General features: G+C 75.4%; 9 protein-coding genes and 1 pseudogene. 4 read left to right on the forward strand and 6 right to left on the reverse strand.

Annotation, left to right across the window (positions count from 1 at the left end):
- Nucleotides 1–51: 51 nt before the first annotated feature.
- The 3 genes from ABZ495_RS18185 to ABZ495_RS18195 form a co-directional block, all read right to left on the reverse strand.
- Nucleotides 52–1,008, reverse strand: a complete 957-nt coding sequence (locus ABZ495_RS18185) for a TauD/TfdA family dioxygenase (protein WP_352291314.1) — start codon at nt 1,006–1,008, stop codon at nt 52–54.
- A gap of 1,189 nt (nt 1,009–2,197) precedes the next feature.
- The gene (locus tag ABZ495_RS18190) at nt 2,198–2,395 is read right to left on the reverse strand and encodes a hypothetical protein (protein WP_359836795.1); all 198 of its coding nucleotides are present in this window, start codon (nt 2,393–2,395) and stop codon (nt 2,198–2,200) included.
- Nucleotides 2,396–2,500: 105 nt separating this feature from the next.
- Entirely contained in the window at nt 2,501–3,010 is a 510-nt protein-coding gene (locus tag ABZ495_RS18195) for an ArsI/CadI family heavy metal resistance metalloenzyme (RefSeq protein ID WP_359836797.1), read from the reverse strand.
- Between the two features lie 87 nt (nt 3,011–3,097).
- Between ABZ495_RS18195 and ABZ495_RS18200 the strand changes: the two genes are divergently transcribed.
- From ABZ495_RS18200 to ABZ495_RS18215, 4 genes and pseudogenes are all read left to right on the forward strand, one after another.
- Complete coding sequence (locus ABZ495_RS18200; RefSeq protein ID WP_359836799.1) at nt 3,098–3,490, forward strand: metalloregulator ArsR/SmtB family transcription factor; 393 nt, start codon at nt 3,098–3,100, stop codon at nt 3,488–3,490.
- Entirely contained in the window at nt 3,487–4,236 is a 750-nt protein-coding gene (locus ABZ495_RS18205) for an MIP/aquaporin family protein (protein ID WP_359836801.1), read from the forward strand. Before ABZ495_RS18200 ends, ABZ495_RS18205 begins: the two co-directional genes overlap by 4 nt.
- Before the next feature lie 33 nt (nt 4,237–4,269).
- On the forward strand, nt 4,270–4,689 hold the full coding sequence (locus ABZ495_RS18210) for an arsenate reductase ArsC (RefSeq protein WP_359836804.1): 420 nt from the start codon (nt 4,270–4,272) through the stop codon (nt 4,687–4,689).
- A pseudogene (locus ABZ495_RS18215) lies at nt 4,686–4,928 on the forward strand (N-acetyltransferase); the annotation flags it as partial. The gene ABZ495_RS18210 and the pseudogene ABZ495_RS18215, both read left to right, overlap by 4 nt.
- Before the next feature lie 29 nt (nt 4,929–4,957).
- Here ABZ495_RS18215 and ABZ495_RS18220 read toward each other — a convergent pair.
- The 3 genes from ABZ495_RS18220 to ABZ495_RS18230 all read right to left on the reverse strand — a co-directional run bounded on the left by ABZ495_RS18220 (nt 4,958) and on the right by ABZ495_RS18230 (nt 25,896).
- Nucleotides 4,958–5,470 (reverse strand): GNAT family N-acetyltransferase, encoded by a 513-nt coding sequence (locus ABZ495_RS18220; protein ID WP_359836805.1) that lies wholly within the window; start codon nt 5,468–5,470, stop codon nt 4,958–4,960.
- A 111-nt stretch (nt 5,471–5,581) separates the two neighbouring features.
- Nucleotides 5,582–5,785, reverse strand: a complete 204-nt coding sequence (locus ABZ495_RS18225) for an MbtH family protein (RefSeq protein ID WP_359836807.1) — start codon at nt 5,783–5,785, stop codon at nt 5,582–5,584.
- Between the two features lie 92 nt (nt 5,786–5,877).
- The gene (locus tag ABZ495_RS18230; RefSeq protein WP_359836809.1) at nt 5,878–25,896 is read right to left on the reverse strand and encodes a non-ribosomal peptide synthase/polyketide synthase; all 20,019 of its coding nucleotides are present in this window, start codon (nt 25,894–25,896) and stop codon (nt 5,878–5,880) included.
- Between the last annotated feature and the right edge of the window lie 12 nt (nt 25,897–25,908).

The following is a 25,908-nucleotide window of genomic DNA, read 5'->3' on the forward strand; positions in this document are numbered from 1 at the left end:
GCGGGTGGTGGCCCGGGCCCCGGGGGACGGCCCGGGCCCGGGCCGGTCGGCTCATGCCGGGAGGGAGGCCTCCAGCTCCTCGGCCGGGACGAGACCGGCCACCTTGGGCGGCTCGGTCGGCTCCAGCAGACGGCTCGGGGTGCCGTCCACGCCCACCGGCAGGTCGCCGTCCAGGGTGATCCGGCGGACCAGGCGCGGCTCGTCGCCGTAGTCGTTGACGGCGTAGTGCTGGGTGGCGCGGTTGTCCCAGACCGCCACGTCGCCGACCTGCCACTCCCAGCGCACGGTGTTCTCCAGCCGCTCGACGTACCGCTGGAAGAGGTCGATCAGGGCGCGGCTGTCGGCCCCCGACACGCCCACGATGCGCTGCGCGAACGCGCCGAGCAGCAGCGTCTTCTCGCCGGTCACCGGGTGCACGCGGACCAGCGGGTGCTCGGTCTTGAACGCGGTCGAGACGAACACCTGGCGGAACAGCTTGGCGATCTCCGCGTTGTCGGCCAGCTCGGGCCGCAGGGCCAGGCTCGCCGCGTAGTCGTAGTCGTTGGTGTGAACCGCCCGCAGGCTCTCCGCCAGCACCTTCAGCGGCTCCGGCAGGTCCTGGTAGGCGGCGACGGTGTTGGCCCAGACGGTGGAGCCGCCGGCCGGCGGGAGTTCCAGCGAGCGGAGGATCGAGGCCTTCGGGTAGGACGGGACGAAGGTGACGTCGGTGTGCCAGTTGTTGGCGCGCACCCCCTTGGTGGCATCCAGCTCGAAGATGTACCGGCCGTCCGCGCTGGGCACCGTCGGGTGGCCGACCGGCTGGCCCAACAGGCGGGCGAACGCCTCGTGTTCGGCGTCGTCCAGGTGGTTCTGGCCGCGGAAGAACAGCACCTTGTGCTCGTACAGCGCGGCCTCGACGGCAGCGACGGTCTCGGCGGGCAGGTCGCCGCCGAGCCGGACGTCGTGCACGATCGCGCCGATCCGGCCGGCGGCCGGGGTGATGCGGAGCTCGGTGAGGGCGGTGGTCATGGCGGAACCTCGGCTTTCGCGGGGAGGGGGGGGACGGGACGGCGAAGGAACGAACCGGCAAGGAGATGCCGGCCGGCCGCGCCGGTGTGGGGCAGGGCGGGCGTGCGGCAGGACCGGCCGGCGTGGCGCGGACCGGATACGGAACGCGGCGCAGGAGGGACGGCACAGGGCGGCGCGGCGCACGCAGGTGCAGCGCGGTGCCGTGCGGTGCCGTACAGGGAGTGCGGGCGGCGCCGGGTGTGCGGCCGTGGCGGACGGCTGTCCGACGGGCGCACGGTCGGTGGGCGCCTTGCCTGGGGGCGGGCGCCGGGCTCTACCGGATCAGCGGTACGGGCTCAGCACGGCCCCGGGCGGGAGCGGGCGTTCAGCGACAACAGCGGCTGCGGCCGTGGCCACGGCAGGGGCGGGGACAGGCAGGGCACGGGACCCGGAGTACGTCGGTCATCGGCCCTCCTTCCGGCGTGCTGCGAGTGGGCTCGGCGCTCATCGTGCTGAACGCCGAGGCCTGCTGTCAATCGCCGTTCTGCCTGCTGGTCAGCGGAGTTGCGGCGGTGTTGCGTCCCGTTGCGGCCGGTGTCCGAGCGATGGCGGGCGTGCGTCACGAGGGCATTCGGCCTTGTCGGGGGGCCTGGCGGAGTTATTAGCTCTCGGAGCGGAAGAAACTCCGACGGTCTCCGCAGGCCCGCTGCGGCCGCTCGCGGGCGCTGGTCGGTGCCGCCGCGCAGGCCTGCGGGCGCGGCGGCGTCGGCGCGGACGGCGAGGCGGGATCCTGGGATGGCGGCGAGGTCGGCGGCGGGGCTGAGAGTCCATCCGGCACTCATCAGGTGGAGAAGATCGCGAGGATCCCCAGGAGCTTCCTCGAAGAGCGGCCTCGCCTGGGAGAAGGCCCGCGCGTTCGTCGGCAACGGCCTCGTCCTCGCCCACCTCACCAGCCGGTGGCAATTCCACCCCGAACCCGGACACCAGATCACCGCAAAACCCCGCATGGCCCTGGGCATCGGGCCCCTCCCGATGCGGCTGACGTCTCCCGTCGCCACTCCGGCCGTTACAGGCCCGCGAGGGTCCGGAGGTCCAGCCGAGGCAGGAGCGAGAGCCGCGAGCTCCTACGCGACACATGCATACCCGAGCTCACGCCAATCAGGACCGATGGCGACCCGCCCTGTTCGGTCAGCGGTTCGCGGTGGAAGCTTCACGCGTGGCCGGCGGTCGGCGAGGGCGGGGCAGGCGTCCTGATTCCGGTGAAGTAGGCGAGGTAGCGGTCGATGACGGCTCGGCCGATCGGGGGGCAGGCGATGTCGGAGCCCGCCAGTGCGCGGGTGGCGTGGGTCCGGTCGAAGTGAACGCCGGTGGGCCGCCCCCGCCCGCAGGCGGCCTGCGCACTGTCCAAGGATCTGGGGAAGGTTGGCGAGCATGTCGGCGGGTCCGCCGACCCCTGGTCGGCGGACGCAATGACCGCAGCAGATCAATCACCGAACAGCTGGGGCGGGGCCGGTCAGCCGCCGCACGCGCAGCCTGCGGCGGTCTTCGCCTCGGCCGGGCTCTGGGTGGGGTCGACGGCCTGTTCGACGGGGGTGCCGCAGGCGGTGGTGCCGCAGCAAGCCTCCGGCGCACTGTCGGCGCTCTTGCCAAGGGTGTCCGCGTCGGCCTTCACGACGTAGACCTCCCACGGCTCCTTGCCGGGGCCGTGCACCCACGTCTTGTCCTGGAGCGCGTAGCAGCAGGAGGTGTCGTTCTCCTCGAAGGTGGCCAGGCCCGCGTCCTTGAGCCGGCTGGTCGCCGCGGCCACCTGCTCGGTGGACTCGACCTCGACCCCGAGGTGGTCCAGGCGGGTGTCCTCGCCGGCCTCGCCCTCGATGAGGACGAGCTTGAGCGGGGGCTCGGTGATGGCGAAGTTCGCGTAGCCGGGGCGGCGCTTGGCCGGCTCGGTGCCGAAGAGCCTGGAGTAGAAGGCGATGGAGCCTTCGAGGTCGGCGACGCGCAGGGCGAGCTGAACACGGGACATGGCGGTTCCCCGATCCGAGGTCTTGTTTCGACGTCTGTCGATACAGTGAGCTTGCCTCTCCGGATAGATGGCTGTCAACATAGACGTATGTCGAATCTGGAACTGCCGGTGCTCGGCCAGGACGACGCGGCGGCGTGCTGCTCGCCGATGGTCCGCGAGCCCCTGGGTGAGGAAGCCGCCATGGACCTGGCGAAGATGTTCAAGGCCCTGTCGGACCCGGTGCGGCTACGGCTGCTGTCCCTGATCGCCTCGCACGAGGGCGGAGAGGCCTGCGTCTGCGACCTGACCGGCCCCTTCGACGTCTCCCAGCCCACCATCTCCCACCACCTGAAGGTGCTGCGTGAGGCCGGGCTGGTCGGCTCCGAGCGGCGTGGGACCTGGGTCTACTACTGGGTGCTGCCCGCCGCGCTGGCCAAGCTGTCCGCCCTGCTCCGGACTCCGGCAGGCGCGGCCGCCCAGACGGCAGGAGGCGCGAGATGACCGAGGTGGCTCCGCTCGGGCGCCGGGCCGCGGTCGAGTTCGTCGGCACCGGCGCCCTGGTCGCGGTCGTGGTCGGCTCCGGCGTCCAGGCCACCCAGCTGTCCCAGGACGTGGGCGTGCGGCTGCTGGCCAACTCGCTGGCCACCGTGTTCGGTCTCGGCGTGCTGATCGCCCTGCTCGGCCCCGTCTCCGGGGCCCACTTCAACCCTGCTGTCACCCTGGCCGCCTGGTGGACCGGACGCCGCGACGGGGAGGGCCCGGGCCTGCGCGAGGTCGCCGCCTACCTGCCCGCGCAGATCGCCGGGGCGATCTGCGGGGCGGTGCTGGCGGACGCGATGTTCGCGCAGCCGCTGGTGCGCTGGTCCACCCACGACCGCTGGGCCCCGCATCTGTGGCTGGGCGAGGTCGTGGCGACCGCCGGCCTCATCCTGCTGGTCTTCGGTCTGGCCCGGGCCGGCCGGGCGCCCTTCGCCCCGGTCGCGGTCGCCTCCTACGTCGGCGCCGCGTACTGGTTCACCTCCAGCACGTCGTTCGCCAACCCGGCCGTCACGGTCGGCCGGGCGTTCACCGAGACCTTCGCCGGGATCGCCCCGCCCTCGGTGCTGCCGTTCGTCGCCGCCCAGCTCGTCGGCCTGGTGGTCGGCGTCGCCTTGGCCGCCGTGCTGTTCGGCCGCCCCGTCGCGGCTGCCGCAGAGGACGTCGTGGTCCCGTACGACGTGCACCACCCGGCCGCCGCCGGCCGCTGAACCCCGCCCCACCGTCGCCCGAAGGAAGAACCCGTGAGCTCTCCTGCCGTCCCGTCCGTGCTGTTCGTCTGCGTCCACAACGCCGGCCGCTCGCAGATGGCCGCCGCGTTCCTCACCCGCCTCGGCGGCCGGCGCGTCGAGGTCCGCTCCGCCGGATCCGCCCCTGCCGACACGGTGAACCCGGCCGTGGTCGAGGCGCTGGCGGAGGTCGGCATCGACATCTCCGCCGAAGTGCCGAAGGTGCTGACCGCCGAAGCGGTGCAGGCCTCCGACGTGGTGATCACCATGGGCTGCGGCGACGCCTGCCCGTACTTCCCCGGCACGCGGTACCTGGACTGGAAGCTGGATGACCCGGCAGGCCAGGGCGTCGACGCCGTGCGCCCGATCCGCGATCAGATCGAGCAGCGCATCCGCGGCCTGCTCGCCGAGCTCGGCATCGAGGCCGCAGCATGAACGCCGCCGTGACCATCACGGCGATGCTGCCCGAGCACGCTGATCAGGTGCTGACGATCTACCAGCACGGGATCGACGGCGGCGACGCCACCTTCGAGACCACCGCCCCCAGCTGGGAGGCGTTCGACGCCTCCCGGCTCACCGAACACCGCCTGGTCGCCCTCGATGCCACCGGCCAGGTGCTCGGCTGGGCAGCCGCCGTGCCGGTCTCCGACCGATGCGCCTACGCCGGCGTGGTCGTGGACGGCGTCCCGGGTGACCGGTGGCGTCACGTCGGTTCCTCCGTGGAGACGGCCAGGAGCTTCGTCACCGAGCCGTCCTCGCCGACGACGTCGCGCAGGTGCCGGAAACCCAGACGGCGGCACATCTCCAGACTCGCGGTGTTCTCCGCGCCCACCATCCCGTAGGCCTCCTTGAGTCCGAGGTGGTCCGCGGCGTGGCGCAGCAGGCCGCGGACGGCCTCGCTGCCCAGTCCCCGGCCCCAGAACTCGGGGGCGAGGGCGGTGATCAGTTCGTGGCCGTCGACGTTTCCGGTCTTCTTCAGCTCCGCGTGGCCCGCGTATCTCCCGTCGTGCCACAGGCCCCACACGTCGAACAGGTCCTTGGGGTACACGTCCGTCTGGATCGCGCGGAACAGCACGCGCAGCTCCGACTCGGGGGCGCGTTCCTGGCCCATCCAGTGGCACACCTCCTCGATGCGCAGCAGTGCGACGAAGGCGTCCTCGTCCTCGGGCCGGTAGGGGATGAAGTCGAGGCGCTCGGTGCGCAGGGCGGGGGTCATGGCGGGCTCCGATCGGGGTGGGCGCCGTGGCGCTGGCAGGGAGCGGGGGGCAAGAGGGGGCGGGGCGCCGGGCCGGCGTTGTGCGGCCGGCGCCCCCGGTCGGGCGGCGGGTCAGGACTCGCTGGCGGCCATGCGCTCGCGCAGGCTGCGCGGGCGCATGTCGGTCCAGACCTCGTCGACGTAGGCCATGCACTCGGCCTCGGTGCCCTCCTTGCCGACGCTCTGCCAGCCCGCGGGTACCTCGATGTCGGCCGGCCAGAGCGAGTACTGCTCCTCGTCGTTGCGCAGCACCTGGTAGCGGGTGTTCTCGTCCATGTCACGTTCCTCGGTGGTAGCTGGGGTGCGGTCGGCGGTGATGGTCGGGCGGGCGCGCGGGGGGCCGCGGCCCGCCGGCGGGTACGGCGCGGTCATCGGCTTCCTCGGGCGTGCCGGGCGATGTGGCGCAGCGCCTCGCCGAACTCCTCGGCGACCCCGCGCACACTGGCCGTGTCGTGGACGGCGGGGCGGTGGTGCCAGGTGAAGGCGAGGCGGCCGTCCTGGACCGCGCCCACCACCTCCAGCGGGTGGGAGCCGCCGTCGCGGGGGTCGTGGTCCTGCCCGAACGAGCCGCGCTCGACGCGCACCAGGCCGCGGCCGGCGTTCTCCGGGCGGGAGTCCCACTGGCCGAGGTAGTTGAAGACCACCTCGCCCCGGGTGCCCGCGGCGAGCCGCTCGCGGACCTCGGGCGGGCCGAAGGTGCGCAGCGCGCCGAAGCCGAGCCCGTTGCCCGGCACCGCGCGCAGCTGGCGGCGCACCGACTTCACCAGGGACCGCCAGTCGCGGTCGGGTCCGAACTCGCCGGGTGCGGGCACCTGGAAGGCGACCGGGTAGACGGTGGTGAACCAGCCGACCGTCCGGGAGAGGTCGACGCCGTCGAGCACGTCCTCGCGGCCGTGTCCCTCCAGGTCCAGCCGGACCTGTTCGCTTCCGGTCCAGCGGGCCAGCGCCAGGGCGAGCGCGGCCAGCAGGACGTCGTTGACCCGGGTGCGGTAGGCCGTCGGCGCGGCCCGCAGCAGAGCCGCGGTGTCCGCCTCGTCCAGTTCCACGCTCACCGTCGCCCGCTCGCCCGCCCCGGCGTCGGCGTCGGCGTCGGCGGGGCGGGCCGCCCGGGCGGGGCCGGCGGACACCGCCTGTTCCCAGTGGGGCAGTTGGTCGTCCAGGGCGCCCGCGGCAACGTGGGCGGCGAGTCCGAGCGCCCAGTCCCGGAAGGACGTGCCGCGTTCGCCGAGGGTGACCGGTTCGCCCTGCTCGGCCTGTCGGTAGGCGCTCTCCAGGTCGTCACCCAGGATGCGCCAGGAGACGGCGTCGACGACCAGGTGGTGGGCGACCAGGAGCAGCAGGACCGGTTGGCCGGGGTCACCGGTGAACAGCGCCGCCCGCAGGAGCGGGCCGCGGGCCAGGTCGAATCCGGCGTGCAGGTCGTCGGCGGCCCGTGCTACGGCGGCGGCGGCCTGTTCGGATGTCTGCCCGGTCAGGTCGTGGTGCTCCAGAACGTCGTCGGCGGGGGCCGGCGGCGGGTTGAACTGGTGCCAGCCCGCCTCGTCCCGGGTGAAGCGCATGCGCAGCGCGTCGTGGTGCTCCAGCAGGGCGTGCAGGGCCGTGCGCAGCGCCCGCGGGTCGGGGGCTGCGCCGAGTTCGAGGAGCGTCGACTGGTTGAAGTGGTGGTGGGCGGCGCGCGGGGTGCCGAGGAACCATTCCTGGATGGGCGTGAGCGGCACCTCGCCGGTCACCGGTGCGTCGCCGGCGCGCTGCGGGGCGTCGCGCACGACGGTGGCCAGCTGTGCGACGGTCTGGTGGCTGAACAGGTCCCGGGTCGCCAGGTGCAGGCCGTCCCGGCGCAGCCGCGAAACCACCTGCATGCTCAGGATGGAGTCGCCGCCGAGGACGAAGAAGTTGTCGTCGGCGCCGATCTCCTCGATGCCCAGTACGTCGGACCAGATCCGGGCGATCCGGCGTTCGGTGTCGGTGCGCGGAGCGACCCGTGGCCCGGCGGCGGCCTGGGCGGGTCCGGGGTCGGGCAGCGCCCGGCGGTCGGTCTTGCCGCTCGGGGTGAGCGGCAGCCGCTCCAGTGGCACGAAGAGGGAGGGGACCATGTGCGGGGGCAGCAGCTCGGCCAGGTGCGCGCGCAGCTCGGCGACGGGCACCTGGTCCGCCAGGGGACCGGCGCAGCTGTCGGCGAGGACGAGGTAGGCGACCAGCCGGGCGGGCCCGGCTCCCGGGCCGTCCCCGGCTTCGCCGGTACGCACGGTGACGACCGCGTCCCGCACCAGGGCGCTACGGCGCAGCGCACTCTCCACCTCGCCGGGCTCGATCCGGAAGCCGCGCAGCTTGACCTGGTCGTCCATCCGACCCACGAAGCGCAGCTCTCCGTCGCCGTGGCGGCGCGCGAGGTCTCCGGTGCGGTACATCCGGTCCCCCGGCGCGCCGAAGGGGTCGGCCACGAAGCGGGCGGCGGTCAGGCCCGGGCGGTTCAGGTAGCCGCGGGCCAGGGCGGGCCCGGCGACGTACAGCTCCCCGGTCACGCCGGGCGGGACCGGCCGTAGGGCGGCGTCCAGCAGGTAGACGCTGGTGGGTCCGGCGGGGCGGCCGATCGGTGGGGTTCCCGCGCCCGCCGCCAGCGGGCCGGTCCAGCTGGCGACCACGGTGGCCTCGGTGGGGCCGTACGAGTTGACCATCCGCCGTCCGGGGGCCCAGGTGTCGACCAGGTCGGCCGGGCAGGCCTCGGCACCGACGATGAGGGTGCGCAGGGCGGGCAGCGCGCCGGCCGCGGCCGGGTCCACGGTGGCCAGGGCCGCCGGCGGGATCAGCGTGTGGCTGATCCGCCGGTCGGCGAGCACCTCGGCCAGCCGCTCGCCGACCAGCGGGCCCTCTTCGCCGGTGACCAGGGTGGCCCCGCTGAGCAGCGAGACGCACAGCTCCAGCACCGAGGCGTCGAAGCTGGGCGAGGCGAACTGGAGTACCCGGTCGCCGGGGCCGGCCGCGTACTGCTCGGCGGCGGCCGCGGCGAAGCCGGCCAGTCCGCGGTGGGTGACCACCACGCCCTTGGGTGTCCCGGTCGATCCCGAGGTGTAGATGACGTAGGCGGGGTGGCCGGTGCTGAGCGCGGTGGCGCGGTCGGCGTCGGTGGGCGGTGTCGGCGCTCCGTCGGCGGTCCACACCTCGGCCGGGTCGTCGAGCAGCAGGAAGGCGCCCGCGTCGCGCACCATGAACTCCCGTCGTTGGGCCGGGTAGCCGGGGTCGACCGGGAGGAAGGCGCCGCCGGCCTTGCTCACGGCGAGCTGCGCCACCACCGTCTCGGCCGCGCGCGGCAGCGCCAGGGCCACCACCCGCTCCGGCCCCACGCCCTGGCGGATCAGCCGGTGGGACAGCCGGTTGGCCGCCCGGTCCAGCTGCGCGTAGGTCAGTTCGCGTTCGCCGTCCAGCAGCGCCACCGCGTGGGGAGTGCGGGCCGCCTGCTGTTCGAACAGCTCGGGCAGGGTCGCCTCGGGCACCGGCCGGAACGTCCCCCGGGCCTGGTCGAGCAGGGCCTTCAGCTCGTCGTCGGAGGCCAGCGGCAGGGCGCCGATGGGGCGTCCGGGGTTCTCGGCGACGGCGGCGAGCAGGGTGGCGAGCTGGTCGGCGATGCGCTCGGCGGTGACCGCGTCGAACAGGTCGGTGTTGTAGCTGATCAGGGCGCGCAGCGCTCCGGAGTCCGTCTCGGCGAACTCCAGGGTGAGGTCGAACGGCGCCTGTTCCAGCTCGGTCTCGACGTCGGTGACGGCGAGGCCGGGAAGTTCCAGGTCGGCGGCCGGGGTGTTCTGCAGGACGACCATGACCTGGAAGAGCGGACTGCGGCTGGTGTCGCGGACCGGCTGCACCTCGTCGACCACCCGTTCGAACGGCACCTCCTGGTGCGCGAAGGCGTCCAGCACCGTGTGCCGCACGCCGCCGAGGAACTCGGTGAAGGGCTGCCCCGCCTCGACCCGGGAGCGCAGGACCAGGGTGTTGACGAAGAACCCGACGAGGTTCCGCGTCTCGGCCCGGTCGCGGCCGGAGGTGACGGTGCCGACCGCGACGTCCGCGTCCCCGGTGAGCCGGGCGAGGTAGGCCTGGGTGGCGGCGACCAGCGTGGTGAACAGGGTGGCGCCCTGCTCCCGGCCGACCCGGGCCAGCCGGCGGGCGGTCGGGGCGGGCACCTCCAGGCGGGCGGTGGCTCCGTTGCTGGTGCGCACCGCGGGGCGCGGCCGGTCGGTGGGCAGGTGGAGCGGCTCGGCGTCCGCCAGCTGCTTCCTCCAGTAGTCGAGCTGATCGTCGGCGCCGGCGGCGCCGGCCGTGCGCTGCCAGTGCGCGTAGTCGGCGTACTGCACCGGCAGGGGCGGCAACTGGTCTTCGCCGGAGCCCAGTTCGGCGCGGTAGAGGTGGGCCAGGTCGGTGAGCAGGACGGAGGTCGACCAGCCGTCGGTGACGATGTGGTGCAGGGTGATGGCCAGCACGTGGTCGCCGTCGGCCAGCCGGATCAGGGCGACCCGCAGCAGCGGACCCCGACGCAGGTCGAAGGGTCGGCCCCGCTCGTCGGCGAGCAGCCCGCGCAGCGCCGACTGCCGTTCCGGCTCAGGCAGTTCGGACAGGTCGTGGAGCGCGAGCGGCACCTCCCGCGGCTGATGGACGAGCTGGACGCCACGCCCGTCGACGCTGTCGAAGGTGGTGCGCAGCGACTCGTGGCGGGCCACCAGCGCGTTCAGGGCCGCGCCGAGGGCGCCGAGGTCCAGGGCGCCGTGCAGGCGCAGCGCGAGCGCGGTGACGTACTCGGTGCCGCCGGGCGCGAACTCCTCCAGGAACCAGAGGCGTTGCTGGGCGTAGGACATCGGCGGCGCCGCTTCGCGGGCGACCGGGACGACGGCGGGGTCCGCGCCGCAGGGTTGCCGCTCCTGCGTGAGCAGCCGGGCCAGTCCGGCCGGGGTGGGGTGGAGGAAGACCGCGCGGGGCGTCAGGTCGGTGCCGAACGCCTCGGCCAGCCGGGCGGCGAGCCGGATGCTGAGGATGGAGTCCCCGCCCAGCTCGAAGAAGCCGTCTTCCACACCGGGCGGCGCTGTGCCCAGCACCTCCCCGAAGACCTCCGCCGTGCGGCGTTCGGCCTCGGTGCGCGGCGCGAGGCGCTCGCGGGGCCCGGCGTCGCGGTCGGCGTCCGGCGCCGGAAGTGCCGCGCGGTCGAGCTTGCCGTTGCGGTTCAGCGGAAGGGCGGCGAGCGGGACGAAGGCGGTGGGCACGAGGTAGTCGGGCAGCTGGCGGGCGGCGAAGTCCCGCAGCTGCGCCAGGTCGGCGCCCGCGGGGCCGACGACGTACGCCACCAGCTGTCGGGCGCCGGGGCGGTCCTCGCGGACGACCACGGCGGTGTCGGCGACCCCCGGGTGCGCGGCCAGCGCGGCCGCCACCTCGCCGGGCTCGACCCGGAAGCCGCGGATCTTCACCTGGTCGTCGGTGCGGCCCAGGAACTCCACGGCGCCGTCCGGCCGCCGCCTGGCCAGGTCGCCGGTGCGGTACATCCGCTCCCCCGGCGCGCCGAACGGGTCGGCCAGGAAGCGTGCCGCGCTCTCGCCGGGCCGGCCCAGGTAGCCGCGCGCCAGGCCCTCACCGGCGACGAACAGCTCGCCCGCGCAGCCGGGCGGCACGGGCCGCAGGCGGCGGTCGAGGACGTACACCCGCTTGTCGTCCAGGGGGTGGCCGACGGGCACGGTGTCGGGCACCGCCGCCGGGTCGGCGAGGGCGAAGGAGGTCGCGAAGACGGTGGTCTCGGTGGGTCCGTAGCCGTCCACCACGCACAGGCCGGGGCAGGCGGCGAGGACCCGGCGCACGGCGGCGGCGGGCACCACGTCGCCGCCGGTCCACAGCCGGCGCAGACCCGTGAAGCAGTCCGGCGCGTCCTGGGCCAGCAGGCGGAAGAGCCCGGCGGTGAGCCACAGCGCCGTCAGCCCGCCGGACGTCAGCCGCCGCAGCAGCGCCGCGTCCACCGGCCCGTCGGGGGCGACGACCACCCGGCCGCCGTTGAGCAGCGGTGCCCAGACCTCGAAGGTGCTCGCGTCGAAGGCCACCGGGGAGTGCAGCAGCACCTGTTCGCAACCGCCGTCGGTGAAGCGGCTGTCGGTGGCCAGCGAGGCCACGTCGCGGTGCCGGACCGCCACCGCCTTGGGCTCGCCGGTGGATCCGGAGGTGAACATCACGTAGGCCAGCCGGTCGGGGTCGGCCGGCGGCGCGGACAGCACGGGCTGCCCGGCCGCCTCGGTACGGACGGCGGCGACCTGGTCGGTGGTGAGCCGGACGGTGGCGCCGGCCCGGGCGAGCAGCGCGCGGCGGCGTTCCTCGGACGCCCGGACGTCCACCGGGACGTAGGCACCGCCCGCCTTGAGGACGGCGAGCTGGGCGACGACGAGCTCGACCGAGCGGTCCATCGCCAGCGCCACCCGCCCCTCGACGGCCAGGCCGTCGGCCAGCAGCCGGGCGGCCAGCCGGTCCGACCACCGGTCGAGCCGGCGGTAGGTCAGGTCGTCCTCGCCGTGCCGCACCGCGACCGCCTCGGGTGTGCGGCGGGCCTGCTCGGCGAAGAGCGCCACCGGGCTCTGCGCCGTCGCCGGGCGGGCGGTGCTCTGCCAGGACGCCAGCAGCTCCCGGTCGGCCGCGGTCAGCGGCTCCAGCTCGCCCACCTCACCGTCCAGACCGTCGGCGAGGGCGGCGAGCAGCACGGTTAGGCGCCGGGCCGCGCGCTCCACCGTGGACCGGTCGAACAGCGCGGGGTCGTAGGCCAGGTCGAGGCCGAGCCGCTCGGTCAGGTAGGCACGCAGGCACCACGGGAAGGTGGTGGCGTCGTCGGCCCGTACCTCCGTCACCCGCACACCGGTCCTGGCCGCGACGGACTCGTCGACGGGGTAGTTCTCGAACACCACCATGCTGTCGAAGAGCGCCTCGCCGGCCGGTACCTCGCTCAGCGCCTGGATCCGGGTCAGGGCCAGGTGGTCGAAGGGGCGCCCGTCGCTCTGGCGCGCCTGGAGCTCGCGCAGCCAGGGCAGCACGCCGCCGGTGGCGGGTATCCGGACCCGGGTCGGCACGGTGTTGATGAACATGCCGATCATCGACTCGACGCCGGGCAGCTCCGCCGGCCGGCCCGAGACGGTGGTGCCGAAGACCACGTCGTCGCTGCCGCCGTAGCGCGCCAGCAGCAGTGCCCAGGCCCCCTCGACCACGGTGTTGACGGTCAGTCCGGCGCACCGCGCCCGCTCCCGCAGCCGCTGGGAGAGGTCCTGGTCCAGCTCGCGGTGGACGGTGGCGGCGGAGCGGGCGCGGTGCGCCTGGCCGGGCACCCGGTCATACGGCAGCGGGTTGCGCGCGGTGAAGCCGGCCAGGGCGTCGGCCCAGTAGTGCTCGGCCGCCTGCCCGTCCTGCTCGGCCAGCCAGCGCAGGAAGTCCGCGAACGGACGCCTCGACGGGCGGGGCCCCCGCGCAGCGCCGCCGGTCAGCGCGGCGTACTGGTCGCAGACCTCGGTCAGCAACTGCCCGCTGCTCCAGCCGTCCAGGATCAGGTGGTGGGTGGACCAGAGCAGCAGCACCTCGTCACCGGGGAGCGCGGCCAGCGTGAGCCGGGTGAGCGGCGCGGCGGTGAGGTCCATGCCCGCCGCGCGATCCGCGGCGAGCAGCCGCTCGGTCTGCGCTTCCTGCCGGTCCGCCGGCAGCTGCCGCCAGTCCAGCAGGGTGACGGGCACCTCGGCGCGCTGGAGCACCAGTTGAACGGGATGCGGCAGGCCCCGCCAGTGCACGCCGGTGCGCAGCGCGGGCGTGCGGTCGGCCAGCAGCTGCCAGGCCTCGGCGAACACGCGCGGGTCGGCCACGCCGGCCAGCCGCACCACGATCCGGTCGAAGTAGGCGCCCTCGGTGTCGACCAGCCCGTGGAAGAGCATCCCGGACTGGAGCGGCGTCAGCGGCAGCACGTCGGCGACCTGGCGCCCGTCGCCGACGAGCCGGTCCAGCTGGTCCTGGGTCAGGCCGGCGAGCGGGAAGTCGGAGGGGGTGCGGCCGCCGGCCCCGGGGCGGGCGCAGTGCGCCGCGATCTCGCGCAGGGCGGTGCGCATCTCCTCGGCCAGTGCGCGGACCTCGGCCTCGTCGTAGACGGCCGCCGGGTAGGTCCAGCCCAGTTCCAGGCGCCCGTGCTGGACCACCCCCGTGACGTCCAGGAGGTAGGGGCGGGCTTCGTCCGGGTCGGTGTCGCGGCCGGCCGGGGGCAGCGACGCGCGGTAGAGGCCGTCGGCGCCGGCGCTCTCGGCGTCCCACCGGCCGTGGTAGTTGAAGCCGATCCGCGGAGCCGGCGTACCCGCCGGCGCACCGCCCGGCAGCAGGTGGCGCAGCGCACCGTGGCTCAGCCCGCGCAGCGGGACGGCGCGCAGCTGCTCCTTGACCGAGCGCAGCGTCTCGTGCCATCCGGCGTCGGGGTCGACGCTCAGGGCGAGCGGGAACTCGGCGGTGAACCAGCCCACCGTCCGGGACAGGTCGAGGTCGTCGAAGAGGTCCTCCCGGCCGTGCCCCTCCACGCCCACCAGCACGCTCTCGCGACCGCACCAGCGCGCCAGGGTGCGCCCCAGGGCGCTGAGCAGCACGTCGTTGACCTGGGTGCGGTAGACCTCGGGGACCTGGCGCAGCAGGGCCTCGGTCGTCTCCGCGTCCAGCGTCACGGTGACGGTGGCGGCGCCGCCGTGGGTGTTGGGACCGGGCCGGCCGGCGGGCAGGTCGGCCGGGGCCGTGGCGGTCCGCGCCCAGTACGCGGCGTCGGCGGCCAGCGCGCCGGAGCGGGTGTGCTGCTCCAGCCGGGTCGCCCAGTGGCCGTAGGAGGTGCCCGCCGGGGGCAGTTCGGCGCCGCGGCCGGCACCGACCGCCTGGTAGGCCGCTTCGAGGTCGGCCAACAGGATGCGCCAGGAGACGCCGTCCACGGCCAGATGGTGCACGGTGACGACGAGCTGGCCCGGCTCCCGGGCGCCGCGGTCGAAGAAGAGCACGCGGACCATCCGGCCCTCGGTCGGGTCCAGTTCGGCCTGGGCCGAGGCCGTGGTGTCCTGCACCGCCGCTTCCAGGGCCGCGGGGTCGAGGCCGGCCGCCTCGTACCGGGTGAAGACGCTCCGGGGCGCCTCGGCGAGCACCTCCTGGCGCCAGCCGGTGCCGGTGTGGCGCAGCCGGGTGCGCAGGGCCGCATGGCAGCGCACCAGGGCCGCGGCTGCCTGGTCCAGGGCCGACGGGTCCGCGCCGGGGGCCAGTTCCACCCGCTGGGTCATCGTGAAGCGCATCGGGTCGCCGGGGCGGCGGCCGTCGAGGTACCAGTGCTGGATCGGGGTGAGCGGCGCTTCGGTGGGCGAGGGGTCGCCCCCGGTGTCCGGGCGCGCGCCCGCCGCACCGACCACCAGTGCGAGTTCGGCGACGCTCTGGTGCCGGAAGACGTCCTTGGTGGTCAGCGCGAGCCCGCCGGCCCGGGCCCGGGAGACGATCTGGATGCTGAGGATGGAGTCCCCGCCGAGCGCGAAGAAGTTGTCGTGCGCGCCCACCCGGGCCACACCCAGCACCTCGGCCCAGATCGCGGCCAGCCGCTCCTCGGTGCCGGGCCGCGGCGCCACGAACGCGTTGCCGCTGTCGGGCTGCGCGGGCGGCGCGGGCAGGGCGCGGCGGTCGGTCTTGCCGCTGGAGTTGCGCGGGATCCGCTCCAGCGGGACGAAGGCGGCGGGCACCATGTGGTCGGGCAGCGTCCGCCGCAGCCGGACCCGCAGTTCATCGGCGGGCGGGATCCGGTCCCCGGCCGGGACCAGGTAGCCGACGAGCATCAGCCGGCCGGCGTGCTCGCGGGCGGTGACGACCGCCTCGGCGACGTCCGGGTGGTCGAGCAGGGCGGCCTCCACCTCGCCGGGCTCGATCCGGAACCCCCGGATCTTGACCTGCTCGTCGGCCCGGCCGAGGAACTCCAGCGGGCCCTGGGCGTCCCAGCGGGCCCGGTCGCCGGTGCGGTACATGCGCTCCCCCGGCGCGCCGAACGGGTCGGCCACGAAGCGGGCGGCGGTCAGGCCCGGGCGGTTCAGGTAGCCGCGGGCCACCTGCGCCCCGGCCAGGTACAGCTCCCCCGCCATGCCCGGCGGCACCGGCCGCAGGACCTCGTCGAGCACGTAGGCCCGCAGGTTGCGGCCGGGGCGGCCGACGACCGGGCGCTCGGGGCGGTCCGCGCACCGGCCGTAGAGGGCGTCGACGGTGCACTCGGTGGGCCCGTAGACGTTGTAGGCGGTGACGCCGAGGTCGTGCTGCGCCGCGCACAGCTCCTGCCAGGCGGCGGGCGAGATCGCCTCGCCGCCGACCAGCAGCAGGCCCGGGTGGTGGCGGCCCGCCGCGAACAGCCCGGCGGCCGAGAGTTCACGCAGGTAGGAGGGGGTGACGTTGACCACGTCCAAGCGGCGTTCGGCGATCTGGGCGCAGAAGGCCTCCGGGTCGAGCCGGACGTCCTCGTCGATGAGGTGCACCTCCTGGCCGAACGTGAGCAGCAGCGGGCCCTCCCAGCTGGTGTCGAAGGAGAACGAGGCGCTGAGCGCCATCCGCAGTGGACGCCCGTCCGTCAGGTGCGGCGCGAACAGCCCCGCGCGGTGGTCCTGGCACAGGTTGACCAGCTGGCGGTGCTCCACGGCGACGCCCTTGGGTCGGCCGGTGGAACCGGAGGTGTAGATGAGGTAGGCCGTGTGCCGCGGCAGCAGCGGATGGCGCCGGTCGGCGTCGGTGAGGTCGTGGGCGGGCAGCCGGTCCCACGGCACCTCGTGCAGCTCCCGCTCCGTCAGCAGCGTCCGCGGACGGGCGTCGGCGAGCAGGAAGGCGGCCCGTTCCTCGGGGAGTTCGGGGTCCAGGCAGAGGAGGGTGGCACCCGCCTTGAGCACCGCGAGCAGGGCCACCAGCAGGTCCGAGGTGCGCGGCAGCCGGACCGCGACCACCTGTTCCGGGCCGGCGCCACGGGAGACGAGGTGGCGGGCGAGCCGGTTGGCCCGCCCGTTGAGGGCGGCGTAGTCGAGGGTGGCGTCCCTGGCCACCAGGGCGGTGGCGTGCGGGGTACGGGCGGCCTGCGCCTCGAACAGGGCGGGAAAGGTGGTGTCCGGCACTGCCATCGGCTCGCCCTGCCCCGTCCGGAGCACCCGGCGGCGTTCGTCGGCGGTCATCAACGGCAGGGTGGCGACGGCGCTGCCCGGGTCCTCGGCCACCGCCTCCAGCAGGGTCCGCAGCCAGCCGGCCAGCCGCTCGGCGGTGGCCTCGTCGAACAGGCCGGTGCTGTACTCCAGGTAGCCGGTCAGGCCGCCGTCGCGCTCGACGAAGTCGAAGGCGAGGTCGAAGGTGGCGCTGCGGACCGGCGGTGCCAGCGGTGCCACCTCCAGGCCCGGCAGACGGGGTGCCTCGGTGCCCAGGTTGTGCAGGGCCACCATCACCTGGAACAGCGGCGTGCGGCTGGTGTCGCGCTCCGGCTGGAGGGTGTCCACCAGCCGCTCGAACGGCACCTCCTGGTGGGCGAACGCCGCCAGGACGGTGTCCCGCGACCGGCCCAGCAGCTCGTGGAACGACAGCTCCGGGCGCACCTGGGCGCGCAGCACCAGGGTGTTGACGAAGATGCCCACCACGTCGTGGAGTTCGGGCCGCTCCCGGCCCGAGGCGACGGTGCCCACGGCGACGTCCTGCTGGCCGGCCCAGCGGGCGAGCAGCACCTGGCAGGCCGTCAGCAGGGTCATGTAGAGGGTGGCGTCGGCCTCCCGCCCGCGCTCGCGCAGCCGTCCGGTCAGCGCGGCGGGCAGGGTGAAGGTCAGCAGGGCGCCGTCCCGGGTGCGGACGGCGGGGCGCGGACGGTCGGTGGGCAGGTCCAGCGGCTCCAGGCCGTCCAGGGCCTGGCGCCAGTGGGCGAGGTCCGCCTCGGCGCGGTCGGTGCGGGCGCGCTGCCAGACGGCGTAGTCGGTGTACCGCACGGGCAGCTCGGGCAGCTCGGGGCGGCGCCGTTCGAGGGCGGCCGCGTACAGCTCGCCCAGGTCGCGGCCGAGGACGGCCACCGACCAGCCGTCGGTGGCGATGTGGTGCACGGCCAGCACGAGCACGTGCTCGTCCTCGGCCGTCCGCACCAGCCGGGCCCGCAGCAACGGCCCGGCGGCCAGGTCGAACGGGGTGGCGGCGACGCGTTCCAGCAGTGCCTCCAGGAGCGCCGGGGGCTGCCCGCGGAGGTCGTCCACCGGCAGCTCGACCGGCTGCGCCGGGCGCACGCTCTGCCGGGCGCGCCCGTCCTGTTCGGTGAACGTGGTGCGCAGCGCCTCGTGCCGGGCCACCAGGGCGTCCAGCGCGGCGCGCAGGGCGCTCTCGTCGAGCGCTCCGCGCAGGCGCAGCACGGACAGGGTGGTGTACTCGGTGCCGTCCGGCTCGAAGCGGTCGAGGAACCAGAGCCGCTGCTGGGCGTAGGACAGCGGCGGCTCGACGGCCGGGTCGGCGGCGGGGATCGCGTCGGCCGACGGGCTCCCCCCGGCGGCCGGCTCGCCGAGGGCGGCGGCCAGGTCGGCCAGTCTGCCGTGGCTGAACAGCAGCCGGGGCGAGACGTCCGTGCCGAACGCCGCGCGCAGCCGGGAGGTGACCCGGATCGCGAGGATGGAGTCGCCGCCGAGGGCGAAGAAGTCGTCGTCCACGCCGACCTCGTCGGTGTCCAGGACGTCGGCCCAGGCCTCGGCGACCAGCCGTTCGGCCCGGGTGCGGGGGGCGGTGCGGTCGTGGCCGGCCGCGAAACCGTCCGGGCCCGGCGCGGGCAGCGCCCGCCGGTCGAGCTTGCCGTTGACGGTGAGCGGCAGGGCCGCCATCGGGACGTAGGCGGCGGGCACCATGTAGGGGGGCAGCAGCCGCTCCAGGTGCGCGCGCAGCTCGGCGGCGGACGGCGGGGCTTCGGCGCGCTCACCGCCGCCGACCACGTGGGCCACCAGGCGGCGGGTGCCGGCGGTGTCCTCGTACACGCCCACGGCGGCGGCGCCCACACCCGGATGGGCGTGCAGGGCGGCCTCGATCTCGCCGGGCTCGATCCGGTAGCCGCGGATCTTCACCTGCTGGTCGGCGCGGCCCAGGTACTCCAGGGTGGCGTCGGCCCGTCGGCGGGCCCGGTCGCCGGTGCGGTACATCCGGGAGCCGGGACGCCCGAACGGGTCGGCGACGAAGCGGGCGGCGGTCAGGCCCGGGCGGTTCAGGTAGCCGCGGGCGAGGCCCTCCCCCGCGACGAACAACTCGCCCACCGCACCGGGGGGGACCGGCGCCAGGTCGGCGTCCAGCACGTACACCCGCAGGTCGGGGATGCCGGTGCCGATCGGTCCGGGGCCGCCGGCGCGGGCCGTGGCGCGGTCCAGCGGGGCATGGGTGACGTGCACGGTCGTCTCGGTGATGCCGTACATGTTGACCAGGCGCGGCGCGCCGTCCGGGTGGCGGTCGTACCAGTCGGCCAGCGTCGTCACGTCCAGCGCCTCGCCGCCGAAGACCACCGTGCGCAGCGCCAACCGGTCCGCCAGGGCCGGGTTCTCGGCGTCGGCGCGGATCAACGGGTAGAACGCGGACGGGGTCTGGTTGAGGACGGTGACCCGCTCGTCGGCCAGCAGGCGCAGGAAGTCCTCCGGGGAGCGGGCGGTGTCCTCGGGAACCACGACGAGCCGGCCGCCGTGCAGCAGCGGGCCCCAGAGCTCCCACACCGAGAAGTCGAAGGTGTAGGAGTGGAAGAGCGTCCAGACGTCCTCGGCGCCGAAGCCGAACCACTCGGCGGTGCGGTCGAAGAGCCGCACCACGTTGGCGTGCGGGATCACGACTCCCTTCGGGCGCCCGGTGGATCCCGAGGTGAAGATGGCGTAGGCCGGGCTCTCGGGCAGCGGGCGGCGGCGCGGGGCGAGCTTGCCGGCCGGGCGCCGGGCGAGGTCGGCGCGCACGTCGGCGTCGCCCAGCGCCAGCACGGGCACGTCGGTGGGCCCCGGCGCGGCGGCGTCCCCGGTGAGCGTCACCAGCGCCACCGGCCGGACGTCGCGCAGCAGCTGGGCCAGGCGCTCGGGCGGCAGCGCCGGGTCGAGCGGCAGGTAGGCCGCGCCGGTCTTGAGGACGGCGAGGACCGCCACCACCAGGTCGGTCGAGCGGGGCAGCGCGAGGGCCACGAACTGCTCGGTCGAGGCGTGGAGTTCGGCCAGTCGGTGGGCGAGCCGGTCGGCCCGCGCGTCAAGCGTGGCGTAGTCGAGGCGCTCGTCGCCGTAGCTCACGGCTTCGGCGTGCGGGGTCCTGGCGGCCTGCGCCTCGAAGAGGTCCACCAGGGTCCGGTCCGGCCGGCCCTGCGCGGCGCCGTTCCAGTCGACCAGCATCCGCCGCCGCTCCTCGGCGGTGGTCCAGGCCAGGGCGCGCAGCGGGCGGTCCAGGCCGCCGGCCAGCTCGGTGAGCAGCAGGCAGAGACGGTCGGCCAGGGTGTGCGCGGTCCCGGCGTCGAACAGCTCCGGGTCGTAGGCGAGGTCGAAACCGAACCGCTCGCCCTGGTAGGCCCGCAGCACCAGCGGGAAGTTGGTGGCGTCCCGGGAGGAGACGTCGGCCAGTCGCACGCCGGAGCCCGCCGAGCGCGCCTCGTCGAAGGGATAGTTCTCGAAGGCGACCATGCTGTCGAAGAGCGGGCTGCCGGAGGGCACCTCACTCATGCCGGTCAGCTCGGCCAGCGAGACCGCGGCGAAGCGCCGGGCCTCGGCCTGCGCCTCCTGGAGGTCCCGGAGCCACGCCGCGGCGGTGCGCCCGCCGTCCACCCGGACCCGGGTGGGCAGGGTGTTGATGAACATCCCGATCATCGACTCGACACCGGGCAGGTCATCGGGGCGTCCGGAGACGGTGGTCCCGAACAGCACGTCCCGCTCGGCGCTGTAGCGCGACAGCAGCAGCGCCCAGGCGCCCTGGACCACGGTGCCCATGGTCAGCCCGGCCTGCCGGGCGGTCCGGGCCAGCCGCTGCGACACCTCCGCGGACAGCCCGGCCGGGTGCACGCCCGCCGACCGGGCCTGGTGGAGCCCGCGCCGGACCCGGTCGACGGGCAGCGGGGTCGGGGTGGCGAACCCCTCCAGGACGCCCCGCCAGTGGGCCCTGGCGGCCTCGGCGTCCTGCCCGGCCAGCCAGCGCACGTAGTCGCCGAAGGGCCGGCGTGCGGCCGGTCGCGGTTCGGCGCCGGTGCTGAGCGCCGCGTACTCCTCGAACACGTCGGTGAGCACCTGGGCCAGGCTCCAGCCGTCCAGGATCAGGTGGTGGGAGGTCCAGAGCAGGTGCAGGCGCGCGTCGGGCAGCCGGATCAGGGTGAGCCGCATCAGCGGCGCCGCGGCGATGTCCACGCCCCGCGCGAGGTCCTCCGCGCGCACGGCGGCGACCCGCTCGGCCCGCTCCTGCGGGCCCGCCGCGCGCAGGTCAAGCTGGGTGACCGGTATCCGGGCGCGGCGGTGCACGACCTGGAGCGGGACGGGGACGCCCTCCCACACCACCGAGGTGCGCAGGGCGGGCGTGCGGTCGGCCACCCGCTGCCAGGCGGCGGCGAAGGTGTCGGGGTCGCTCACGCCGTCCAGGAGCAGCGCGGCCTGGTCGACGTACACGTCGTCGGGGCCGCCGACCAGGCGGTGGAAGAGCATGCCCTCCTGGAGCGGGGTGAGGGGCAGCAGGTCCTCCACCGCCCGGCCGTCGCCGACCAGCCGGTCCACGCCGGCCTGGTCCAGCCGGGCGAACGGGAAGTCGGACGGGGTGCGGCCGCCGGCGCCGGGGCGGGCGCAGTGCGCGGCGACGGCGGTCAGCGCGGCGGTCAGCGCGGCCGCCAGGTGCTGGACGGTGGCAGCCTTGTGCACCTGGTCGCTGTAGTGCCAGGTGATCTCCAGCTCGCCGTCGGCCACCACGGCGGAGATGTCGAGCAGGTGGTCCAGCGGCGCGTCGGGGGCGATGTCCCGGCCGGGAGCCTCGCCGGCCGGGGCGAAGTCGCCGCCCTCGGCGGCCGCCCACTGGCCGTGGTAGTTGAAGGACACCTGGGGCAGCGGCACCGCCCGCAGGGCGGCCGCGGCCGGGTCGGGCGAGCCGAGGCGGGCCAGCGCCTCGTAGCTCAGGCCCCGCCGGGGGACGGCCCGCAGCCGCTCCTTGACCGCCTTCAGAGTGGCGGCCCAGTCCGGGGCGCCGGCCGTTCCGACCGGGGTGAGGGTGACGGGGTACTGGGTGGTGAACCAGCCGACCGTGCGGGAGAGGTCGGGCTCGTGGCCGGCCGGCCCGCCGAGTTCCTCGCGGCCGTGCCCCTCCAGGGCGACGGCCACCCGCCCGGCGCCCGTCCAGTCGGCGAGCACCCGGCCCAGCGCGCTGAGCAGCACGTCGTTGACCTGGGTGCGGTAGACCGCGGGGACCTGGCGCAGCAGCGCCTCGGTGGTGGCCCGGTCCACCCTGGTCCGAACGGTGCGGACCGAGCCGGCCAGCGGGCTGCCGGGAAGGTCGACGGGCAGCGGGGCCGGCGCGGCCGAGACCTCGTCCAGCCAGTACGGCAGGTCACCGTCGAGGTCCCCGGCCCGAACGCGCTCGGCGACGTGGTGCGCCCAGTCGGTGAACGGGGTCTGCTCGGGGTCCAGCCGAACCGGCTCGCCGGCGGCCGCCTGCCGGTAGGCCAGGGCGAGGTCGGCCAGCAGCACCCGCCAGGAGACGCTGTCCACGGCCAGGTGGTGGGCCGTCACGAACAGCTGGGGCCGGGCGCCGTCGGCGGCCCGCAGCAGGGCCGCGCGCAGCAGCGCGCCGCCGGCCGGGTCGAGGGCCGCGCGGGCCGCGTCGGCCGCGCGGCGCCGGGCGGCGTCCTCGGCCTCGGCGTCGGCGGCGAGGGCCGCCGGGTCGTGGCAGGTCAGCAACGCGCCGACCGGACCGGCTCCGGGGCTCTGGTGCCAGCCGTCGCCGGTGCGGGTGAACCGGGTGCGCAGCGCCGGGTGCGCGGCCGCCACCGCTTCGAGCGCCAGCTCCAGCGCCCGCTCGTCCAGGTCGCACGGCAGGTCGAGCAGCATCGACATGCTGAAGTGGCGCAGCGGGCCGTGGGTGGCGAAGAACCACTCCTGCACCGGGGTCAGCGGCGCGGGTCCGTCGTCCCGCGGTCGCCGCGCCGTCGCCGCCGGGGCGAGCCGGCGGCGGGCCGCCGCGGCGGCGAGGTCGGCGACGCTCTGGTGGCGGAAGACGTCGCTCGAACCGAGCCGCAGGCCTGCGGCTCGGGCCCGGGAGACGGCCTGGATGCTGAGGATCGAATCGCCGCCCAGCTCGAAGAAGTTGTCCGTGACGCCCACCCTGGCGACGCCGAGCACCTCGGCCCAGATGCCGGCCAGCACCTCCTCGTCCGGGGTCCGCGGGGCGACGAACTCCTTCTGCTGCCGGTCCACTTCGAGGTCGGGGGCGGGCAGGGCCCGGCGGTCGAGCTTGCCGCTGGTGGTGAGCGGCAGCGCGTCGAGCGCGGTGAAGGAGGACGGCACCAGGTGGTCGGGCAGCACCTGCCGCAGCGCCGCCCGCAGGTCGGCGGCGGGCGGCACGGCGTATCCGGTGGCGGGCACCAGATAGGCCGCCAGCCGGGCGCGGCCGTGTGCGTCGGGCGCGGCCACCACCGCGGCCGCGCCGACGGCGGGCAGCTCCAGCAGCGCCGCCTCGACCTCGCCCGGTTCGACGCGGTGGCCGCGCACCTTGACCTGGTCGTCGGCCCGCCCGAGGTAGTCCAGGCGCCCGTCGGCGGTCCAGCGGGCCAGGTCTCCGGTGCGGTACATCCGGGCGCCGGGCGGCCCGAACGGGTCGGCCGTGAACCGCGCCGCGGTCAGCCCGGGACGGTCGGCGTAGCCGCGGGCGAGCTGCTCGCCCGCCAGGTACAGCTCGCCGCCGACGCCGGGCGGCACCGGCCGGCGCCGGTCGTCCAGCACGTACGCCCGCACGTTCGGCAGCGGGCGGCCCACCAGCGCCCGGTCGCCGTCCGCGATCCGGCAGGCCAGTGCGTCGACCGTGCACTCCGTCGGGCCGTAGAAGTTGTAGGCGGCCACCCCGGGGTGCGCGGCCAGCTCGCGCCAGAGGGCGGCGCCGACCGCCTCGCCGCCGAGCATCAGCACCCGAGGGCGGTGCCGCGGATCGGTGAGCAGCCCGGCGGGCAGCAGCTGACCGAGGTAGGAGGGGGTCACGTCGAGGAAGTCGACGCGGTGCTGGACCACGTACTCGACCAGCGCGGCCGGATCCATCCGGGTCACCTCGTCGACCACGTGCAGCGGGTGGCCGTCGGCCATCAGCAGCACGCCCTCCAAGGAGGTGTCGAAGGAGAACGAGGCGGTGAGCGCCACCCGCAGCGGGCCGCCGCCCGCCTCGGCGACGAAGCCCGCCCGGTGGGCGGCCAGCAGGTGCGTCACCGCGCGGTGCGCCACCACGACGCCCTTGGGGCGGCCGGTGGAGCCCGAGGTGTAGATGACGTAGGCGGTGTTCGCCGGGCGCAGCGGGGCGATCCGGTCGGCGTCGACGGGGTCGGTGTCCCGGCCGGTGGCCGGGGCGGCCCGCAACGCGTCCTCGTCCAGGACCAACGCCGGCCGGGCGTCCTCCAGCAGGTAACGCACGCGCTCCGCGGGCAGGGCGGGGTCGATCGGCAGGTAGCCGGCGCCGGCCTTCCAGACGGCGAGGATCGCCACGATCATGTCGGCGGTGCGCGGCAGCGTCAGCGCGACCAGCCGTTCGGGGCCCGCTCCGAGGGATATCAGGTGGTGCGCGAGCCGGTTGGCCCGGCGGTTGAGCGTCGCGTAGTCCAGCCGCTCGCCCCCGGCGATCAGGGCGAGGGCCGCCGGGGTCAGGGCGGCCCGGCGCTCCAGGAGTTCGGGGTAGCAGGCGTCGTCGACGGGCAGCCGGGTGCCGTTCCACTCCCGCGTCACCCGGCGGACCTCCTCGGCGGAGAGCAGCGGCAGGGTGCCCAGCGGCCGGTCCGGTTCGGCGGCGACACCCTCCAGGAGCCGCAGCAGCTGGTCGGCCATCCGCCGCGCGGTGGACTCGTCGAACAGGTCGCTGCGGTACTCCAGCAGGCCGGTCAGCCCCTCCCCGTCCGGGACGAACTCCACGCTGAGGTCGAAGGTGGCCGCCTGCCGGGGCACGTCGACCAGGGAGACGTCCAGCCCGTGCGCGGCGGCGGGCGCGGGCGGGGCGGGGTGCAGCAGGACCATCACGTCGAAGAGCGGGTTGCGGCCCGCCTCGCGGGGGGCGCCGACCGTCTCCACCAGTCGCTCGAAGGGCGTGTCACCGTGCACGAAGGAGTCGTTGACGGTGGTGGTGGCGGCCGACAGCAGGTCGCGGAAGGACCAGGACCGCTCCACCGGGGTGCGCAGCACCACCGTGTTGACGAAGCAGCCGACGGCCCGTTCCAGGTCGGTGCGGGAGCGCCCGGAGGTCAGGGAGCCCACGGTGATGTCGTCCTGGCCGGACCAGCGGGCCAGCAGCGCCTGGGTGGCGGCGACCAGGGCGGTGTAGAGCGTGCTGTGCTGCTCGGTCACCAGGTCGCGCAGCCGGGCCGTCAGCCGCGCGGAGACGGGGAAGGTGTGGATCGCGCCCGCGCCGGCCTCCTCGCCGCGCCGGGGCCGGTCCAGCGGCAGCTCGGGGGCCACCGCGCCGGCCAGCTGCCCCTTCCAGTAGGCGAGGTGCTTCTCGAGTCGGGTGCCGGAGAGCTGCTCGCGCTGCCACACCGCGAAGTCGGGGTACTGCGTGGCCACCGGGGGCAGCTGGGGGGCCGCGCCCCGGACCAGGGCGGCGTAGGCGGTGCACAGCTCGTCCAGGACCACGCCCATGGACCAGCCGTCGGTGACGATGTGGTGCGCGGTCAGCAGCAGGACGTGCGCGGCATCCGACTCGCGCACCAGCAGCGCCCGCAGCGGTGGGCCCTGGCGCAGGTCGAACGGGCGGGAGTACTCCGCCAGCAGGATCGCGTCGAGGGTTTCCGTCGGGGTCGGCTCGCGAACCGGCAGCGGCACCGGCTCGGCCGGCCGCACGGTCTGCGCCAGGTGGCCGTCGGTCTCCTCGAAGGTGGTCCGCAGTCCCTCGTGGCGTGCCACCACGGCGGCCAGCGCCCGGGCCAGCGCCTCGCGCTCCAGCGGCCCGGTGAAGCGCACGGCGAGGGCGCTGTTGTAGCGGTGGTCGCCGGGCCGCAGCCGGTCCAGGAACCACAGGCGCTGCTGGACGAAGGAGAGGGGCAGCGGGCGGCCGCGGTCGGCGCGCGGGACGGTCCGCCCGGCGCCGGGCCCCTCGCCGCCGGCCTGTCCGGCCTGTCCGGCCAGCCTGCGGCGCAGCGCTTCCCGCAGGTCCGCGGGCAGGGCGGCGGCGCGGTCTCGCTTCGAAGGCGTCATGGTCGTCGGGTC

This window comes from Kitasatospora sp. NPDC005748, assembly GCF_040630735.1.
Lineage (GTDB): Bacteria > Actinomycetota > Actinomycetes > Streptomycetales > Streptomycetaceae > Kitasatospora.

Excerpts from the sequence above, each read along its gene's own strand:
- ABZ495_RS18200 (WP_359836799.1), top strand. The coding sequence starts at position 3,098 with ATGTCGAATCTGGAACTGCCGGTGCTCGGCCAGGACGACGCGGCGGCG.
- ABZ495_RS18185 (WP_352291314.1), bottom strand. The coding sequence starts at position 1,008 with ATGACCACCGCCCTCACCGAGCTCCGCATCACCCCGGCCGCCGGCCGG.
- ABZ495_RS18205 (WP_359836801.1), top strand. The coding sequence starts at position 3,487 with ATGACCGAGGTGGCTCCGCTCGGGCGCCGGGCCGCGGTCGAGTTCGTC.
- ABZ495_RS18230 (WP_359836809.1), bottom strand. The coding sequence starts at position 25,896 with ATGACGCCTTCGAAGCGAGACCGCGCCGCCGCCCTGCCCGCGGACCTG.
- ABZ495_RS18225 (WP_359836807.1), bottom strand. The coding sequence starts at position 5,785 with ATGGACGAGAACACCCGCTACCAGGTGCTGCGCAACGACGAGGAGCAG.
- ABZ495_RS18220 (WP_359836805.1), bottom strand. The coding sequence starts at position 5,470 with ATGACCCCCGCCCTGCGCACCGAGCGCCTCGACTTCATCCCCTACCGG.
- ABZ495_RS18195 (WP_359836797.1), bottom strand. The coding sequence starts at position 3,010 with ATGTCCCGTGTTCAGCTCGCCCTGCGCGTCGCCGACCTCGAAGGCTCC.